At 61.3% G+C, this 16724-nt stretch carries 16 protein-coding genes and 1 pseudogene; 16 read left to right on the top strand and 1 reads right to left on the bottom strand.

Annotated elements, in window-relative coordinates; genetic code table 11:
* The first annotated feature begins 74 nt into the window (after positions 1-74).
* From otsB to C5748_RS06395, 15 genes and pseudogenes are all read left to right on the top strand, one after another.
* On the top strand, positions 75-887 hold the full coding sequence (otsB, locus tag C5748_RS06465; RefSeq protein ID WP_105741119.1) for a trehalose-phosphatase: 813 nt from the start codon (positions 75-77) through the stop codon (positions 885-887).
* Positions 888-904: 17 nt separating this feature from the next.
* Positions 905-2725, top strand: coding sequence for a glycoside hydrolase family 15 protein (locus C5748_RS06460; protein WP_105741375.1), 1821 nt, complete (start codon positions 905-907; stop codon positions 2723-2725).
* Positions 2722-4128, top strand: a complete 1407-nt coding sequence (gene otsA, locus C5748_RS06455) for an alpha,alpha-trehalose-phosphate synthase (UDP-forming) (protein ID WP_105741118.1) — start codon at positions 2722-2724, stop codon at positions 4126-4128. Before C5748_RS06460 ends, otsA begins: the two co-directional genes overlap by 4 nt.
* A 94-nt stretch (positions 4129-4222) precedes the next feature.
* Complete coding sequence (gene tsaB, locus C5748_RS06450; RefSeq protein WP_105741117.1) at positions 4223-4912, top strand: tRNA (adenosine(37)-N6)-threonylcarbamoyltransferase complex dimerization subunit type 1 TsaB; 690 nt, start codon at positions 4223-4225, stop codon at positions 4910-4912.
* Positions 4909-5406, top strand: a complete 498-nt coding sequence (gene rimI / locus C5748_RS06445; RefSeq protein WP_105741116.1) for a ribosomal protein S18-alanine N-acetyltransferase — start codon at positions 4909-4911, stop codon at positions 5404-5406. Before tsaB ends, rimI begins: the two co-directional genes overlap by 4 nt.
* Positions 5407-5416: 10 nt before the next feature.
* Entirely contained in the window at positions 5417-6220 is an 804-nt protein-coding gene (olsA, locus tag C5748_RS06440; protein ID WP_105741115.1) for a lyso-ornithine lipid O-acyltransferase, read from the top strand.
* A gap of 59 nt (positions 6221-6279) precedes the next feature.
* Positions 6280-7803 carry a tRNA (N6-isopentenyl adenosine(37)-C2)-methylthiotransferase MiaB gene (miaB, locus tag C5748_RS06435; protein ID WP_105741114.1) on the top strand — a complete coding sequence of 508 codons (1524 nt, stop codon included), beginning with the start codon at positions 6280-6282 and terminating at the stop codon, positions 7801-7803.
* Between the two features lie 45 nt (positions 7804-7848).
* Complete coding sequence (locus C5748_RS06430; protein WP_425350213.1) at positions 7849-8877, top strand: PhoH family protein; 1029 nt, start codon at positions 7849-7851, stop codon at positions 8875-8877.
* Positions 8878-8935: 58 nt separating this feature from the next.
* On the top strand, positions 8936-9442 hold the full coding sequence (gene ybeY, locus C5748_RS06425; RefSeq protein WP_158259819.1) for an rRNA maturation RNase YbeY: 507 nt from the start codon (positions 8936-8938) through the stop codon (positions 9440-9442).
* A 2-nt stretch (positions 9443-9444) separates the two neighbouring features.
* The gene (locus C5748_RS06420; RefSeq protein WP_105741113.1) at positions 9445-10569 is read left to right on the top strand and encodes a hemolysin family protein; all 1125 of its coding nucleotides are present in this window, start codon (positions 9445-9447) and stop codon (positions 10567-10569) included.
* A 100-nt stretch (positions 10570-10669) separates the two neighbouring features.
* Positions 10670-12271 carry an apolipoprotein N-acyltransferase gene (gene lnt / locus C5748_RS06415; RefSeq protein WP_105741372.1) on the top strand — a complete coding sequence of 534 codons (1602 nt, stop codon included), beginning with the start codon at positions 10670-10672 and terminating at the stop codon, positions 12269-12271.
* A gap of 146 nt (positions 12272-12417) precedes the next feature.
* The gene (locus tag C5748_RS06410; RefSeq protein ID WP_105741112.1) at positions 12418-12831 is read left to right on the top strand and encodes a helix-turn-helix domain-containing protein; all 414 of its coding nucleotides are present in this window, start codon (positions 12418-12420) and stop codon (positions 12829-12831) included.
* A gap of 157 nt (positions 12832-12988) precedes the next feature.
* The gene (gene metK / locus C5748_RS06405; protein ID WP_105741371.1) at positions 12989-14260 is read left to right on the top strand and encodes a methionine adenosyltransferase; all 1272 of its coding nucleotides are present in this window, start codon (positions 12989-12991) and stop codon (positions 14258-14260) included.
* Positions 14261-14268: 8 nt separating this feature from the next.
* Positions 14269-14970 carry a tRNA (guanosine(46)-N7)-methyltransferase TrmB gene (gene trmB / locus C5748_RS06400; protein WP_105741111.1) on the top strand — a complete coding sequence of 234 codons (702 nt, stop codon included), beginning with the start codon at positions 14269-14271 and terminating at the stop codon, positions 14968-14970.
* 52 nt (positions 14971-15022) lie between these two features.
* Positions 15023-15360 (top strand): annotated as a pseudogene (locus C5748_RS06395) (tripartite tricarboxylate transporter permease); the annotation flags it as partial.
* A 180-nt stretch (positions 15361-15540) separates the two neighbouring features.
* On the opposite strand, the gene C5748_RS28525 reads toward C5748_RS06395, so the two are convergent.
* Complete coding sequence (locus C5748_RS28525; RefSeq protein ID WP_199194725.1) at positions 15541-15705, bottom strand: hypothetical protein; 165 nt, start codon at positions 15703-15705, stop codon at positions 15541-15543.
* 311 nt (positions 15706-16016) lie between these two features.
* Between C5748_RS28525 and rimP the strand changes: the two genes are divergently transcribed.
* On the top strand, positions 16017-16724 hold the full coding sequence (gene rimP / locus C5748_RS06385) for a ribosome maturation factor RimP (RefSeq protein ID WP_105741110.1): 708 nt from the start codon (positions 16017-16019) through the stop codon (positions 16722-16724).

Raw genomic sequence — 16724 nt, 5'->3', positions numbered from 1 at the left:
TCGACAATCCAGCGGTTGTCTCCACGGATGGTCCGAACTACCTTTACGTCATGTCTTTAAAAGAGCACGACCCGATGGCCCGTCCTCCTCAGACCGTCACATCCAGGGCGGCACCACCTGAAAACCCTGCCTTTCCGCGCGGTTTGCCCGACGGCAGCGGCAACGCGCTTTCCGGCTGGGCGATTTTCTTCGATATCGATGGAACGCTGCTCGATATCGCCGAAACGCCCGATGCCGTGCGCGTGCCGGAAAGCCTCATCCATGATCTTGTCCGTCTCTCGCGCAAGCTCGACGGGGCGCTGGCCCTGGTAACCGGACGTTCCATCCCTTTCGTCGACGAGATATTCCGTGGCGTACGCTTTCCCGTGGCCGGTTTGCATGGCGCCGAATGCCGTGATGCGGCCGGTCGCACAAGCCGGATCGAACTCACGCCGGACTTCATGCGGGCAAAGGATATGCTGAAGCAGCAGGCGCGCCGCTGGCCGGATATTCTCGTCGAGGACAAGCATGCGGCGATCGCGGTACATTACCGCCAGGCGCCGCAATACCAAGGCGACATGCAGGTGTTGATGCGCGAGATCGCCGACATGGCCGGCCCGCAATGGACATTGCAGGAAGGCAAGATGGTCACGGAATTGCGGCCGGCGGCGCACGACAAGGGTTATGCGCTCAAGGCTTTCATGGCCGATCCGCCCTTTTCGGCAAGACGGCCGCTCGTCTTCGGCGACGATGTGACCGACGAGGCGATGTTCAAGGCGGCCAATGCCGCAAACGGTCTCTCGGTGAAGATCGGTGCCCCGTCAGCCGAAACCTCCGACACCGCGGCAACGATTTATATGGGATCTCCCGCAATCCTGCGGTCGTGGCTATCGGAGATAGCGCAATGAACAGTCCGGATTCTTTGATGAATAATAATGCTCCCCTCAACATTAAAATGCCCCCATCGCTGGATCTGGGCGTCATCGGCAATTCCGCCGCCGCTGCACTCATCGACCGCTACGGCAAGCTCGTCTGGATGTGCATGCCGCGTCTCGACGGCGACCCGATCTTCTGCAATCTTTTGGGACATGGAGAAGCGGACCGGGAAAGCGGCGACTGGTCGATCGAGATCGACAATCTCGTCAGCAGTCAGCAAAGCTATATGCGCAACACCGCGATCCTCGAAACGATACTGACCGACGAAAAGGGCAACAGCCTGCGCATCCGCGATTTCGCCCCGCGCTTCAAGCATCATGACCGTATCTTCAGGCCGATGGCCATCATCAGGCTGATCGAGCCGATCGTCGGCACGCCGCGCATGACGATGCGCCTGCGCCCGCGCTACAATTATGGTGCCGACATCCCCGAAAAAACGCGTGGCTCCAACCATATCCGCTTCCTGACGGGCGCGCAGGTGGTCAGGCTCACCACGGACGCGCCGATCGGCTTCATCGAGGAGCAGGTTCCCTTCATCGTCGACCGCCCCTACGCCTTTGTCCTCGGGCCGGACGAGACATTGCAGGAATCGCCGATGCATGTGGCGAAGGATTTTCTCGAGGAGACCCGGGAATACTGGATCGAGTGGGTCCGCTATCTCTCGCTACCGGTGGACTGGCAGGATGTCGTCATCCGGGCGGCGATCACGCTGAAGCTGTGCGCCAATGAGGAAACCGGCGGCATCGTCGCGGCGCTGACCACCTCCATCCCCGAATATGGCGAAAGCGGGCGCACATGGGATTATCGCTTCTGTTGGCTGCGCGATTCCTACTTCACGGTCAAGGCGCTGAACCGGCTCGGCGCCACCAGGACGATGGAGGATTACCTGCGCTATGTCACCAATATAGCCGCGGGCTCGCCCGATGGTTATCTCCAGCCGCTGTTCGGCCTCGGCCTCGAGCGCCGCTTCGACGAGGAGTTGATGACGAGCCTTCCCGGCTATCGCAATCTCGGACCGGTGCGCAGCGGCAATGCCGCCTATTTGCAGGTGCAGAATGACGGCTACGGTTCGGTCATTCTGGCCATTGCGCAATGCTTCTTCGATGAGCGGCTGCCGACCATGGGCGACGAGGCGCTGTTTCGCCGCCTCGAGCCCTTGGGCGAACAGGCTGCGGCGCGCTGGAACCAGCCGGATGCGGGACTGTGGGAATTCCGCACCCGCAACGGCATCCACACCCATTCCAGCGTCATGTGCTGGGCTGCCTGCGACCGGCTTTCGCGCATTGCCGCCAAGCTCGGCCTCGAGAACCGCGCCGCCCATTGGCGCCAAATCGCCAATACCATACGCGAGGAGACGCTTGTCAGTTCGTGGAATGCCGAAAAGGGGTTTTTCGCCTCCGCCTTCGACGGCGAGGATCTCGACGCGGGCCTGCTTCTGATGCCGGAGATCGGCATATTGGAGGCGTCCGATCCGCGTTTCCTCGCAACGCTCGATGCGGTTGAAAAACATCTCCGTTTCGGCAATCATCTTTACCGTTACCGGACGCCGGACGATTTCGGCGAGCCGGAGACTGCGTTCACGGCCTGCACGTTCTGGCTGATCGAAGCGTTGGCCCGTGTCGGACGCACGGATGACGCCCGCGCGGTCTTCGAGGACGTGCTGGCGCATCGCAATCATCTCGGCCTGCTTTCGGAGGGGCTGCATGTCGAGACCGGAGAATTGTGGGGCAATTTTCCGCAGACTTATTCCATGGTCGGCCTGATCAATGCCGCCATGCATCTTTCGCGCTCCTGGGAGGAGGTATTATGAGCCGACTTGTCGTCATATCGAACCGGGTTCCGCTCCCGGATAAAAGCGGTACCGCCCCCGCAGGTGGGCTTGCCGTCGCGCTTCAGGCAGCACTTGAGGAGCGCGGCGGCGTATGGATGGGCTGGTCGGGCAAGTCGATATCCGCCCGCGAAAAGCCCGGCGTCAACATTCAAGAGCATGGCAAGATCACCTACGCCCTGGTCGATCTCAGCCGCAAGGATGTCGATGAGTATTACGCGGGCTTTGCCAACCGCGTTCTCTGGCCGCTCTGCCACTACCGCCTCGACCTTACCGAATATGCGCGCAAGGACATGGCGGGCTATTTCCGGGTCAACCGCCTCTTCGCCCATCATCTCGCACCGCTGATCAAGCCGGACGACGTGATCTGGGTGCATGATTATCATCTCATTCCGCTTGCTTCGGAACTGCGCCAGATGGGGCTGAAGAACCGTATCGGCTTCTTCCTGCACATTCCGTGGCCGCCGGCTGACCTCCTGTTCACGCTCCCCGTTCACGAGACGATCATGCGCGGGCTCGCCTCTTATGACGTGATCGGCTTTCAGACCAGCCATGATGTCGAGAATTTCGCCGGTTGCCTCAAGCGCGAGGGCATCGGCAGGGAACTCGGAAAAGGTCTTTTCGAAGCCTATGGCCATACCTTCCGGGCAGAAGTGTTCCCGATCAGCATCGATACGGCGTCCTTCGCCCATGCCGCGCAGACTTCGCAGCGCAATACCATGGTGCAGCGGATGCAGAAGAGCCTTGGCGACCGCGATCTTATCATCGGCGTCGACCGGCTCGATTATTCCAAGGGCATCACCAACCGCATCGAAGCGTTCGAACATTTCATCATCAACAATCCCGGCAGCCAGGGCAGGGTCACCTTTCTGCAGATCACGCCCAAATCGCGCTCGGAAGTGCCCGAATATGAGGATATGCAGCGCACGGTGGCCGAACTTGCCGGCCGGGTGAATGGCGCCGTCAGCGCCGTCGATTGGGTGCCGATCCGCTATGTCAACCGCTCCATCGGGCGCAACGTTCTTGCCGGATTGTTCCGCATGGCGCGGGTCGGACTGGTGACGCCGCTTCGCGACGGCATGAATCTGGTCGCCAAGGAATATGTCGCCGCCCAGCGCGCCGAGGATCCGGGCGTTCTCATCCTGTCGCGCTTCGCCGGCGCCGCGCGTGAGCTCGATGGCGCGCTTCTGGTCAATCCCTACGATATCGAGGCCGTGTCGAACGCCATTGCGCGTGCGCTTTCCATGCCGCTCGAAGCGCGCCGCGAACGCTGGAACCAGATGATGCCGCATCTCCTGGAGCACGACGTATCGCGCTGGTGCACCAGTTTCCTCGATACGCTTGCCGACTATAGCGACACGAATGGAACCGATCAGGCTGCCTGAACGGGCACTTGGGCCGGTAAGTGCATGATTCCTGGTCCAAACCGAAAGGTCCGCTTGTTTGCGGGCCTTTTCTCCTTTAGGCGGTTGATCAGCCATGAAGATTCTCGCTGTCGATACTGCCGCCAATATCTGTGCCGCCGCTGTCTATGACACGGATGGGCAGCATGTTTTGGCGGCTGTCAGCGAAAATATCGGCAAGGGCCATGCCGAAGTGCTGATGGGCTATATCGAGCGCGCGCTCCACCAGGCGAATATGGGTTTTGCCGATATCGGCCGGATCGCGGTCAATGTCGGGCCGGGCTCGTTCACCGGCGTGCGCATCGGCGTTTCAGCGGCGCGCGGCTTTGCGCTGGCGCTGAATTGCCCCGCCATCGGCGTCACCGCCTTCGAGGCGTTGGCGCTGGAAGCGCGTGACGTTCACCCGGACAAGCCGGTTCTGGTGGCGATCGACGCGCATCGTGGTGAAATCTACGCTCAGCTTTTCAGGCCCGATGGCGAGGCAGAAGGCGAGCCGCTGGCGGCAAGCCTGGAGGATATGCTGGCGCTCTTGGCGCGAGCGCCGCAAAAGCCGGTTCTGACCGGATCGGCGGCGCCGATCATCAACGAAGCACTGGGTGAATCTGCGCTTTCCGTCGTGAGCGAAGCCGCTACCGGCAGCATCGAAACCATCGCGCGGATCGCAGCATCGCGAAAGCCGGGAGAGGCGCCCAAGCCCCTCTATCTGCGCGGGCCGGATGCCAAGCCCCAGACGGGATTTGCCCTGCTGCGGAAAACCGCGTCATGATAGGCCTGTCCTTCGGCCCGTTCGCACGCCGGAATTTCGTCGTCGAACCGCTCGATCCGGCGGATTGCCCGCATTTGCAGCAGATCCATGCCCAGACCTTCCAGCATCCCTGGAGCGAGGAGGCTTTCCACGCATTGCTCGGGCAGGATACCGTCTTCGGTTTCATCGCGCGTCTGGAGGGCAGGCCGCGGAGCGCTGCGGGTTTCGTGCTGGCGCGTCTGGTCGTGGACGAAGCGGAGATATTGACCATCGCGGTCTCGCCGGCCATGCAGCGCAAGGGCGTGGGCCACGCCTTGATGGATGCGGTCCTGCGCCATCTCCACGGCGAGCGGGCGCGCACGCTGTTCCTGGAAGTCGATCAGGCCAATAGTGCCGCGCAGGCGCTCTATCGCCGCCTCGGCTTCATCAAGGTCGGTGACCGTCCCGCCTATTACGAGACCAGGGAAGGCCGGTCGGCGGCGCTCATCCTGCGTCGCGATCTGGCCCCGCGATGAGCGTAATGCGATGATCGGTAGTTTGCGCATAGCGCTGGTGCTGATCTGTTTTGCGGCGCTCGCGTTGACGCTGGTGCCGCTCCAGTACCTGTTCCTCAAAACCGGATTGGCGCTTAAAAACCGTCTGCCGCGCCTCTTCCATCGTGTGCTGGCCCGGCTTCTCGGCTTCCGTATCCGCACCCATGGCGAGATGACCAAGGGGCGTCCGCTGCTGCTCGTCTCGAACCATGTGTCGTGGAGCGATATAACAGTTCTTTCCACCGTCGGCGATGTCTCCTTCATCGCCAAGACGGAAGTGCGCGATTGGCCGCTGTTCGGCACCTTCGCCGTTCTGCAGCGTTCCGTCTTCGTCGAGCGCGACCGGCGCGGCAAAACCGGCGAGCAGGCCTCTCAGATCGCCACCAGGCTCGTGTCAGGCGACGCGATGGTGCTTTTTGCCGAGGGAACGACATCCGACGGAAATCGCGTCCTGCCCTTCAAGACCTCGCTGTTCGGGGCGGCTTCGGCGGCGATCCGCGAGACCGGCGCCGAGGCCGTGATCGTACAGCCGGTGGCGATCGCCTATACCAGGCTTCACGGCATGCCGATGGGCCGCTACCATCGCCCCATCGCCTCCTGGCCGGGCGATGTCGAATTGCTGCCGCATCTCAAGATTATTCTTCGCGAAGGCGCGCTCGATGCGGAGATACGCTTCGGCGAGCCTGTTGTCATCACGGCGCGTACCGACCGCAAGACGCTCGCCCGTACCATGGAAGAACGGGTGCGCGCCATGCTTCAGACCTCACTGATGGGACGAGATATCGAAAGCGAATAGTGCCCCCGGATGTATGCAACCTATTCTCAACCGCGCCGAAAAGCGCTAGAAGCGCCGGAATGAAGGAAACAAACACCAATCTGATCCATGAAGCCACCGGTGCAGCGGCAGTGTCCCCGTCCGGGACTTCGGACGATCCTGTGCGCGCGGTTCCCGAACGCAAGGTTTTCGTCAAGACCTATGGCTGCCAGATGAATGTCTATGACAGCCAGCGCATGACCGACAGCCTGGCGCAGCAGGGCTATGTGACGACGCAGACGCCCGAAGACGCCGACCTGGTTTTGCTCAACACCTGCCATATCCGCGAGAAGGCATCTGAGAAGCTCTATTCCGCGCTGGGCCGCCTGCGCAAGATGAAGGATGAACGGGCCGCCGACGGCAGGGACATGCTGATCGGCGTCGCCGGCTGCGTCGCGCAGGCCGAGGGCGAGGAGATCATCCGGCGCGCGCCATCCGTCGATCTGGTCATTGGCCCGCAGACCTATCACCGCCTGCCGCAGGCGCTCACCCGCGTCGGCCGTGGCGAGAAGGTGGTCGAGACCGAATATGCCATCGAGGACAAGTTCGAGCACCTGCCCGCGCCTGGAAAAGAGCAGGTGAGGAGCCGTGGCGTCACCGCTTTCCTGACGGTCCAGGAAGGCTGCGACAAGTTCTGCACCTTCTGCGTCGTGCCCTATACGCGCGGGTCGGAAGTCTCGCGTCCGGTTTCGCAGATCGTCGCCGAGGCCGAAAGGCTTGCCGCCGCCGGTGTGCGCGAACTCACCTTGCTCGGCCAGAACGTCAATGCCTGGCATGGTCAAGGGGCGGGCGGGCGCGAATGGGGATTGGGCGAACTGCTGTTCCGCCTGGCCGAAATCCCCGGCATCGCCCGGCTGCGCTACACCACCAGCCATCCGCGCGACATGGACGATGCGCTGATCGCCGCGCATCGCGACCTGGACCAGCTGATGCCCTATCTGCACCTGCCGGTGCAGGCAGGCTCCGACCGCATTCTCAAGGCGATGAACCGCAGGCATACCGGCGCCGATTATCTCCGCCTCGTCGAGCGCATTCGTGCAGCCCGTCCCGACATCGCCCTTTCCGGCGATTTCATCGTCGGCTTCCCCGGCGAGACGGAGGAGGATTTCCAGGCGACGATGCAGCTGGTGCGCGACGTCACCTATGCCCAGGCCTATTCGTTCAAATATTCGCCGCGTCCGGGCACGCCGGGGGCCGATCTCCCCGATCATGTCGAGGAGGCGGTCAAGGATGACAGGCTGCAGCGGCTTCAGGCGCTCTTGACCGAACAGCAGCACGCGTTCCAGCGCGGCATGGTCGGGCAGAGCATGGATGTGCTGCTTGAAAAGCCGGGCCGCCTGCCCGGACAGATGGTCGGCCGCTCGCCATGGCTGCTTCCCGTAATAGTTGGTGAAAACCCCGGAGAAATCGGCGACATTATCACTGTACGAATCATCTCCACCGGAACCAACAGCCTTGTGGCCGAGGCGGTGGCGGCGAAACGGCAGGCCGACGGCGCTCCGCAGGCGCTCGATGGAGCAAGTCCAGGAAAAGTGCTCAGCGGTTTTCCGTCCGGACTTGCGTGAGAACAGATAGGTCAATGCTTGATATCCATTCATGAGGAGAACCGGTTGAACGCCACCGAAAAGCTGAAAACAGCCCCCACAGGGGCCTCGGACATGGCGCATATCGTACTGACATTCGACAACAACCGGCTGGCCAGCGCGCTCTTCGGCCAGTTTGACGAAAATCTCGCCCGCATCGAACAGAAACTCGGCGTCGACGTGCGCTCGAAAGGTAATCAGCTTTCGATCCGGGGCGAACCGGGCGCGACCGAGCAGGCGCGCAGGGCGCTCGACCAGCTTTACGACCTCGTGCAGAACGGGCACGAACTCTCGGTGTCCGACGTCGACGGGGCGATCCGCATGGCGATTGCCGCCGATGATCAGCTCACCCTGCCGACGATGGAAAACAAGAGCAAGATGGCCGCGGCCCAGATCTCGACCCGCAAGAGAACCATCTTTGCCCGGACGCCGACCCAGGACGCCTATATGCGGGCGCTGGACCGCTCGGAACTGGTGTTCGGCGTCGGTCCCGCCGGCACCGGCAAGACCTATCTCGCCGTGGCCCATGCCGCCATGCTTCTGGAGCGCGGCCTGGTGGAACGCATCATCCTTTCGCGTCCCGCGGTGGAGGCTGGCGAAAGGCTCGGCTTCCTGCCCGGCGACATGAAGGAGAAGGTCGATCCCTATCTCCGTCCCCTCTATGATGCGCTCTACGACATGATGCCGGCCGACAAGGTCGAGCGGGCGCTGACGGCCGGCGTCATCGAGATTGCGCCGCTCGCCTTCATGCGTGGCCGTACGCTGGCCCATGCAGCCGTTATTCTCGACGAGGCGCAGAACACGACATCCATGCAGATGAAGATGTTCCTCACCCGTCTTGGTGAAAATGCGCGCATGATCGTGACAGGCGATCCGAGCCAGATCGATCTTCCCTCGGGCCAGAAATCCGGCCTGGTCGATGCGCTGCGCATCCTCGATGGAGTATCAGGCGTTGTCACCGTGCGGTTTACCGAAAAGGACGTCGTGCGCCATCCCTTGGTCGCGGCGATCGTTACCGCCTATGACAGGGATGGGAAGGGGCATGCGAAAACGTGATTGGCGAAAACGTTGCCGGGCGAAGATCTGACGCCCGGCATTCGCGGGACAGGTCGATTTGATCGATATCGATATCCTGATAGAGACGGAAGGCTGGCCGGACGAAGCGACGCTGCACCGGCTTGCCGATCGCGCCGTCGCCGTTGCCTGGAAGACGCTCTTCAGCACACCGGATGCCGCAAATGTGGAGACGGAGCTGAGCATCGTCTTCACCGACGATGCCTCGATCCAAAAGCTCAATGCCGAATGGCGCGGCAAGGACAAGCCGACCAATGTGCTTTCCTTTCCGGCCTTTCCGGTGAAGGCGGGCGCGAGGCCGGGGCCGATGCTCGGCGATATTGTCATCGCGCGTGAAACAGTGGAGCGTGAGGCGGCTCTGGAAAAAAAGCCGCTCGATCACCATCTCACACATCTGGTAGTGCACGGCTTCCTGCATCTTCTTGGCTATGACCATGAGGATGACGGGGAGGCCGAGGAAATGGAGGGTTGGGAGCGCAGGATTCTCGAAGCGCTTGCTATTCCCGATCCATATGCTGTATCGCAGAAAGACGATGAAATCGATTGACCATGCCTGACCTGACAGACCAACCTCCGTCTGCCGCCGACGCCAAATCCGAGGCTTCGCAGACAAACGACGCCGACGAGCAGAGTACGCAGCGGCCGCAACCGGCCGAGAAGCGCTCCCTCCTTTCAGGCATTTTCCCCTTCCTTCGTGCCCGGCAGGCTAGTTCCCTTCGCAAGGATTTGGCCGAAGCGCTGTCGGACAAGGCGAGCACCGACGCGGCGTTCTCGCCTGAAGAACGCGCGATGCTGCACAATATCCTGCGGCTGCAGGAGATCCGCGTCGAGGACGTGATGATCCCGCGCTCCGACATCGAGGCGATCGAGATCACGACGACGCTCGGCGAAACGCTGGAGCTTTTCGAGCAATCCGGCCATTCGCGCATGCCGGTCTATTCCGATACGCTCGACGATCCGCGCGGCATGATCCATATCCGCGACGTGCTCAGCCATATCACCCGCCTGGCCCGCCAGAAGAACGGACGCCGTCCCGCCGCCCCGCGCCGGAATGGCGCGGCCGCGCCCAAATCCAGCGCCAAGGTTGCGTCCAAGGCATCGAAATTCGATCTGAGCCGCATCGATCTGGACAAGACCATCGGCGAACTCAGCCTGATGCGAAAAGTGCTGTTCGTGCCGCCTTCGATGCAGGCGAGCAACCTTATGGCGCGGATGCAGGCAAGCCGGATCCAGATGGCGCTGGTCATCGACGAATATGGCGGCACCGACGGGCTGGTGTCGCTTGAAGATATCGTCGAGATGGTGGTCGGCGATATCGAGGACGAGCATGACGACGAGGAAGTCATGATCGCCCAGGAGGCTGACGGCGTGTTCATCGTCGATGCCCGTGCCGATCTCGAAGAACTTGCCGAAAAGATCGGCCCGAGCTTCGTCGTCGGTGAACATGGCGAGGATGTCGATACCGTCGGCGGCCTGATCTTCTCGGTGCTGGGCCGTATTCCCATACGCGGTGAGGTGGTCCAGGCGGTGACGGATTATGAATTCCATGTGCTCGAAGCCGACCCCCGCCGCATCCGCAAGGTGCGCATCGTGCCGTTGCGCACGGCTGAACGCCGCCGCCGCCTGATCCGCCCGGTGAAAGCGGAGAGCGAGGACATCGTCGCCGAGGGTTGACGAGAGGCTTTGGCTTCGAGGATTTGGCGGAAGACAGCGTGCTGTTTAAGTGTTTTCATCCCGATCAGAAATGATCCAAGGGGAATTTCGGGGATATGAATTGATCGGGCGGCTGGCTGGCAGGATCATACTGTTGAGTGGATGGCGACGGGCGCTTGCAGCTTTTCTGGCTGGAGCCCTGGCGACGCTTGCCCTTCCTCCTTACGATTTTTTTGCCGTCTGCCTGGTTTCGTTTCCGGTTCTGGTATGGCTGATCGACGGCGCAGTCGATACGGCCGATGGCGGCTGGCTCAGGCGCGCGCTGCCTGCAGCCGTCGTCGGCTGGTGGTTCGGCTTCGGTTATTTCGTCGCGGGGCTCTGGTGGATCGGCAATGCGCTCCTGGTCGATGCGCAGAACTTCGCCTGGGCGCTGCCGCTGGCGATCCTGGGGCTGCCGGCCTTCCTCGCCTTCTTCTATGCGCTTGGCGTCCTCATCGCCCGCCTCCTCTGGTCCGACGGGCTTGGCCGGATTTTCGCGCTGGCCTTCGGCTTCGGCATCGCCGAATGGCTGCGTTCCTTCGTGATGACGGGTTTTCCCTGGAATGCCATCGGCTATGCGGCCATGCCCGTCCCGCTCCTGATGCAGTCCGATGCCGTCATCGGCCTTTACGCCATGAATGCGCTTGCCGTCCTCGTCTTCGCCTCGCCTGCCCTTCTGGCGGACAAGCGGCATCGCCGGATGGGCCTGGCGCTCGCGCTGCTGCTTGTCGCCGCCCATGTCGGGTTCGGCTTTTATCGCCTGCACACTGCACCCTCGACAGCCGATGAGGCTGCCGGCGGGTTGCGCGTGCGCATCGTCCAGCCTTCGATCGCGCAGAGCGCCAAATGGGACAATGCCGCCCGCCGTGCGATCTTCGACAAGCATATCGCGCTGACCGAGGCGCCGCCCAGACCGGGAGAGCCGAAACCGTCGGTCATTATCTGGCCCGAAACCTCCATCCCCTACATATTGACGGATACGCCTGAGGCGCTGTCGCGCATCGGTGAAGCCTTGTCGGATGGCCAGATGCTCCTTGCAGGCGCCGTGCGCGAGGAGACGGGCGCGGGCGGTACCGGGCCGCTCTATTACAATTCCATCGTCGCCATCAACGATAGGGGCGAGATCATCGATGCGGTCGACAAGGTGCATCTCGTGCCCTTCGGCGAGTATCTGCCCCTGGAAAAATGGCTGCGCGGACTGGGGCTTCAGGAAGTGGCCGAGATGCCCGGCGGTTTCACGATGGGGGCGAGCCGCCGTTCGCTACGGGTGAATGATGATCTGGCCTTTTTGCCGCTCATTTGTTACGAGGCGATCTTCCCCTCCGAGCTCGCCTATACCGGCCCGAAAGCTGCCGCGATCCTCAATGTGACGAACGATGCCTGGTACGGAAACACGCCCGGACCATATCAGCATTTCCGGCAGGCGCAGCTGCGTGCGGTGGAGCAGGGATTGCCTCTGATAAGGGCCGCCAACAATGGTTTGTCGGGGATCGTCGACCCCTTTGGTCGAATCACTGACGGCCTTGCGCTCAACGCGGTGGGCGACATCGATGCTTCCCTACCGTCAGGAGTTGACCCGTTTTGGGGCACACCTCCAGGGCCGCCGCAAACATGGGCGATTTTAATACTCTTGCTGGCGATTTCCGGGGGTTTTGAAGTGTTATCCCGTTGGCGTTTCGATTGACATCACATATTTGATACTATGTTATGCGCCCGCGACAAATGTTCCAAATTTCATTTGTCCGACTACCTCCCAGACAGTAGTATTTTGACCTGTTCGCCGCAGGACAGATGATGCCGAAAGCTCGCATCGGCGAGGAGCAACCATTAATGACTGAGAACAAGAAGAAACCTAATCCCATCGATGTTCATGTCGGAAGCCGCATCCGCTTACGACGGAACATGCTGGGCCTCAGTCAGGAAAAACTGGGAGAAAGCCTCGGGATCACGTTTCAGCAGATCCAGAAATACGAAAAGGGGACGAACCGCGTGGGAGCGAGCCGTCTCCAGGCGATTTCGGCAATCCTGAATGTTCCTGTGTCGTTCTTTTTCGAAGACGCGCCGGGCACCGGCCTTCCGGGGACGGGAAGTTTTGGCGAGGACAATGAGGCGACCTATGTCGTCGATTTCCTCAACAGCAATGAAGGGGTGCAACTGACCCGCTCCTTCACTAAGATTTCCGACCCCAAGGTAAGGCGCAAGATCATAGATCTCGTGAAATCGCTGGCCAGCGACAGTGAGTGATTGTGGTTTCGGGGAATGAAAATTCCTCCGATCTGCACCCCTCCAAAACGAATCTCCATTGACGGTTCCCGCCTATATTGGCAAAGACATGCTGGCCGTTCCGGTCATCATTCTATCTGCGGAATATTTTCCGCAGGACTTTCAAGAGGGGTTCCCCGTGCCACGCAGTTCTTATCTCTTCACCAGCGAATCAGTATCCGAAGGCCATCCGGACAAGGTTTGCGACCGCATCTCCGATGAAATCGTCGACATGATCTACAAGGAGGCGCGCAAGACGGGCGTCGATCCCTGGTCGGTCCGTATCGCCTGTGAAACGCTGGCGACGACCAACCGCGTCGTCATTGCCGGCGAAGTCCGCGTTCCCGATACGCTTTTGAAGAAGGACAAAGAGGGCAATATCGTGAAGGATGCCAACGGCCATCCGCTGATCAACCCTTCCCGCTTCCGTTCCGCCGCCCGCCGCGCTATCCGTGACATCGGCTATGAGCAGGACGGTTTCCATTGGAAGACGGCCAAGATCGACGTACTTCTGCATTCGCAATCCGCCGATATCGCGCAGGGCGTCGACAATGCCGCTGACCGGCAGGGCGAAGAAGGTGCGGGCGACCAGGGCATCATGTTCGGCTATGCCTGCCGCGAGACGCCGGATCTCATGCCCGCGCCGATCTATTATTCCCACAAGATCCTGGAACTGCTCGCCGATGCCCGCCATAAGGGCGAAGGCGATGCCGGCAAGCTTGGTCCCGATGCCAAGAGCCAGGTGACCGTGCACTATATCGACGGCAAGGCCGCCGAGGTTACGCAGATCGTGCTATCGACACAGCATCTCGATCCCGATTGGGATTCGAAGAAGGTACGCCAGGTCGTCGAGCCCTATATCCTCCAGGCGCTGGGCGATCTTCCCATTGCCACGAACTGCAACTGGTACATCAACCCGACGGGCAAGTTCGTCATCGGCGGACCGGACGGCGATGCAGGCCTGACCGGGCGCAAGATCATCGTGGATACCTATGGCGGCGCGGCCCCGCATGGCGGCGGCGCATTCTCGGGCAAGGATACCACCAAGGTCGATCGTTCGGCCGCTTATGCCGCGCGCTATCTCGCCAAGAATGTGGTCGCCGCCGGTCTTGCCGACCGCTGCACCATTCAGCTTGCCTATGCCATCGGCGTTGCGCAGCCGCTGTCGGTCTATGTCGATCTGCATGGTACCGGCAAGGTGCTGGAAGCGACGGTGGAGGATGCTTTGCGCCAGGTCATGGACCTCTCGCCATCCGGCATCCGCAAGCACCTCGATCTCAACAGGCCCATCTACGCAAGAACCTCGGCCTATGGCCATTTCGGCCGCAAGCCGGGGCGCGATGGTTCCTTCTCCTGGGAGAGGACCGATCTGGCCAAGGCGCTCCGGGCCACGCTCGCCATCGCGGCCTGAAACCTGTCATGACGGATGAGCCCCGCCGCAAGCGCGCGACCGAAGCTTTCTTCGGTCGCCGTCACGGCAAGCCTTTGCGGCCGCTGCAGCGCGCCACCCGTGATGATCTTCTGCCGCGCCTGCGGCTCGATCTCGCATCGCCCGCACCGGCCGATCTGCGCCAGCTTTTCGGCGTTCCGGTCGAGGGCGTGCGGCTCGAGATCGGGTTCGGCGGCGGCGAGCATCTCCTGCATGAGGCGGGGCGCTTTCCCAAGGCGGGCTTCATCGGTGTCGAACCCTTCGTCAACGGCATGGCCAAGCTCCTCGCCGCGCTGAAGGAACAACCGCTCGCCAATCTGCGCCTTTATGATGAGGATGCGACGCTGGTCCTCGATTGGCTGCCGTCAGCCTCGCTTGACGGCATCGATCTTTTCTATCCCGATCCGTGGCCGAAGAAGCGCCACTGGAAACGCCGTTTCGTCAGCAGCAAAAACCTGGACCGTTTCGCCCGTGTTCTGAAACCGGGCGGCCGTTTCCGTTTTGCCTCCGATATCGAGTCCTACGTCAACTGGACGCTTCTGCACTGCCGCAAACACGATGCCTTCGAATGGCGGGCCTCCTCGTCGGCCGATTGGCACACGCCTTATGAGGCATGGCCCGGCACGCGCTACGAGGCGAAGGCCATCCGTGAGGAACGACGCGCCGCCTATCTCACATTTCTCCGTCTTTGAGCATTCGCGGATCGGCAGGCAGCCTTTCTTCCCTTTCGTGGATGCTGTCGATCCCGCGCCATGGCTCTACGCCGGTATTCTCGTTTTCGCGACGCTCGGCACCATCGGCGCCAATCCGTCGACATTCGAACTGGGGATGCTGCTCGTCTTTGGATTGATGGGCTATCTCATAGCACCGGTGGTCGTCGGGCTCATCCTGGGGCCGATGGCGGAACAGCAATTACGGCGTGCTTTATCGATCAGCCGGGGAGGCCCGACCGTTCTGGTGCAATCGCCGATCGCCGTCATTCTGCTGTTGCTTGCTGCTCTGCGTCCGTGATCGTGCCGCTGGTCCTGCGCTCACGCGGCAAGGGCGGATTGCTAACGCAATTGGCGGCTGACGAAGACTGATCGTCTCGTCGCCGCAGCCATTAGAGCGCCGTGTGTCCAATTGGACGTACAAAGGACGCGTCTCAAGCCTTTGAATCTACGCATCGTGCTTTCCGAAAATCGATTCCGATTTTCGGGCCGATGCTGTAATGCCCTTGCGCCGGGTCGTACCGGGTATTGGCTCCGATATGAGCCTGGATTTTAGCTCTGGCGGATCTTGCGGAACTGCGAAGGCTCGATGCCGAGCACCAGTAGATCGCGCGCATGCGGCTGCCGGCCTTCACGGGTCGCGGAAGCAACAGCAATGGAGCTGGCAAAAATACTGAGGAAGCCGGTGATCCGGGCAGGCATATTCTTATATGTCATGATCTTGATCCTTTTCGCCCATTTTCATCACTATGGTGCGCTGCAATATAAATAGGCGCATTGCCCCGGAAATAGCAGGGCGCATATGGCAGGGCTGCTATGCGTGGCGCGCATTGCCCTGCTAACGAATTTTCAACCAACGATCGTTCGATTTTTCAGAAATATGCCAAGCCGCTCCCCGACGGACATGTTCTCCGGTCCGGCCCTTGAAAATCCTTGCCCAATCGGGTATATGAAGTTCAAATTCTTGGTCGTTAGAACAAGAGTGGGTCCGACCGGTCCCGCTCTTTTTTGTTACCTGACGGCCTGTCATGCAAAAAAGGGAATGGGTCCGGGTGACGGAAAAGGCTGCAAAGCTTCACGATGATGGAGCGCCCGCCGGTGACGAGCGGATCATCCGCGAAACCGGCGTAGACGCACGTGTCGCCGGCATCATCGAGCCGGTGCTGGAAGCGCTGGGCTTTCGCCTGGTGCGGGTCAGGCTTTCGGGCCTCAACGGTCTGACGTTGCAGATCATGGCCGAGCGCTTCGATGGCACGATGACGGTCGAGGATTGCGAGCTTGTCAGCCGCACGGTATCGCCGGTCCTCGATGTCGAGGATCCGATCGACCGCAAATATCATCTGGAGGTGTCGTCGCCCGGTATCGATCGGCCTCTGGTCCGCAAATCGGATTTCTCCGACTGGCAGGGCCATATCGCCAAGGTCGAAACCTCGCTCATCCACAATGGCCGCAAGAAATTCCGTGGCCGCATCGCGGCGGTCGACGACGAGAATGTCACCATCGAAAGCGATCAGGCGAGCTATGGCGACGATCCCGTCGTGCGCATTCCCTTGGACCTGCTTTCCGATGCGCGGCTGATCCTGACCGACGATCTGATCCGCGATGCGCTGCGCAAGGACAAGGCGCTGCGCGAGGGCCGCATAGCCGATGACGGCGCGGGAACGCTGCAAGATGAAGCCGTCGAAACCGGCCCGGATGAAGCCGGCGCTGGCGAAGGCGACGCGAAAGACAATTGA

Origin of the sequence: Phyllobacterium phragmitis (assembly GCF_002980495.1) — a bacterium.
Lineage (GTDB): Bacteria > Pseudomonadota > Alphaproteobacteria > Rhizobiales > Rhizobiaceae > Paramesorhizobium > Paramesorhizobium phragmitis.
The sequence above is the reverse complement of the archived record's forward strand: the minus strand, read 5'-3'. Positions and strand labels throughout refer to the sequence as shown.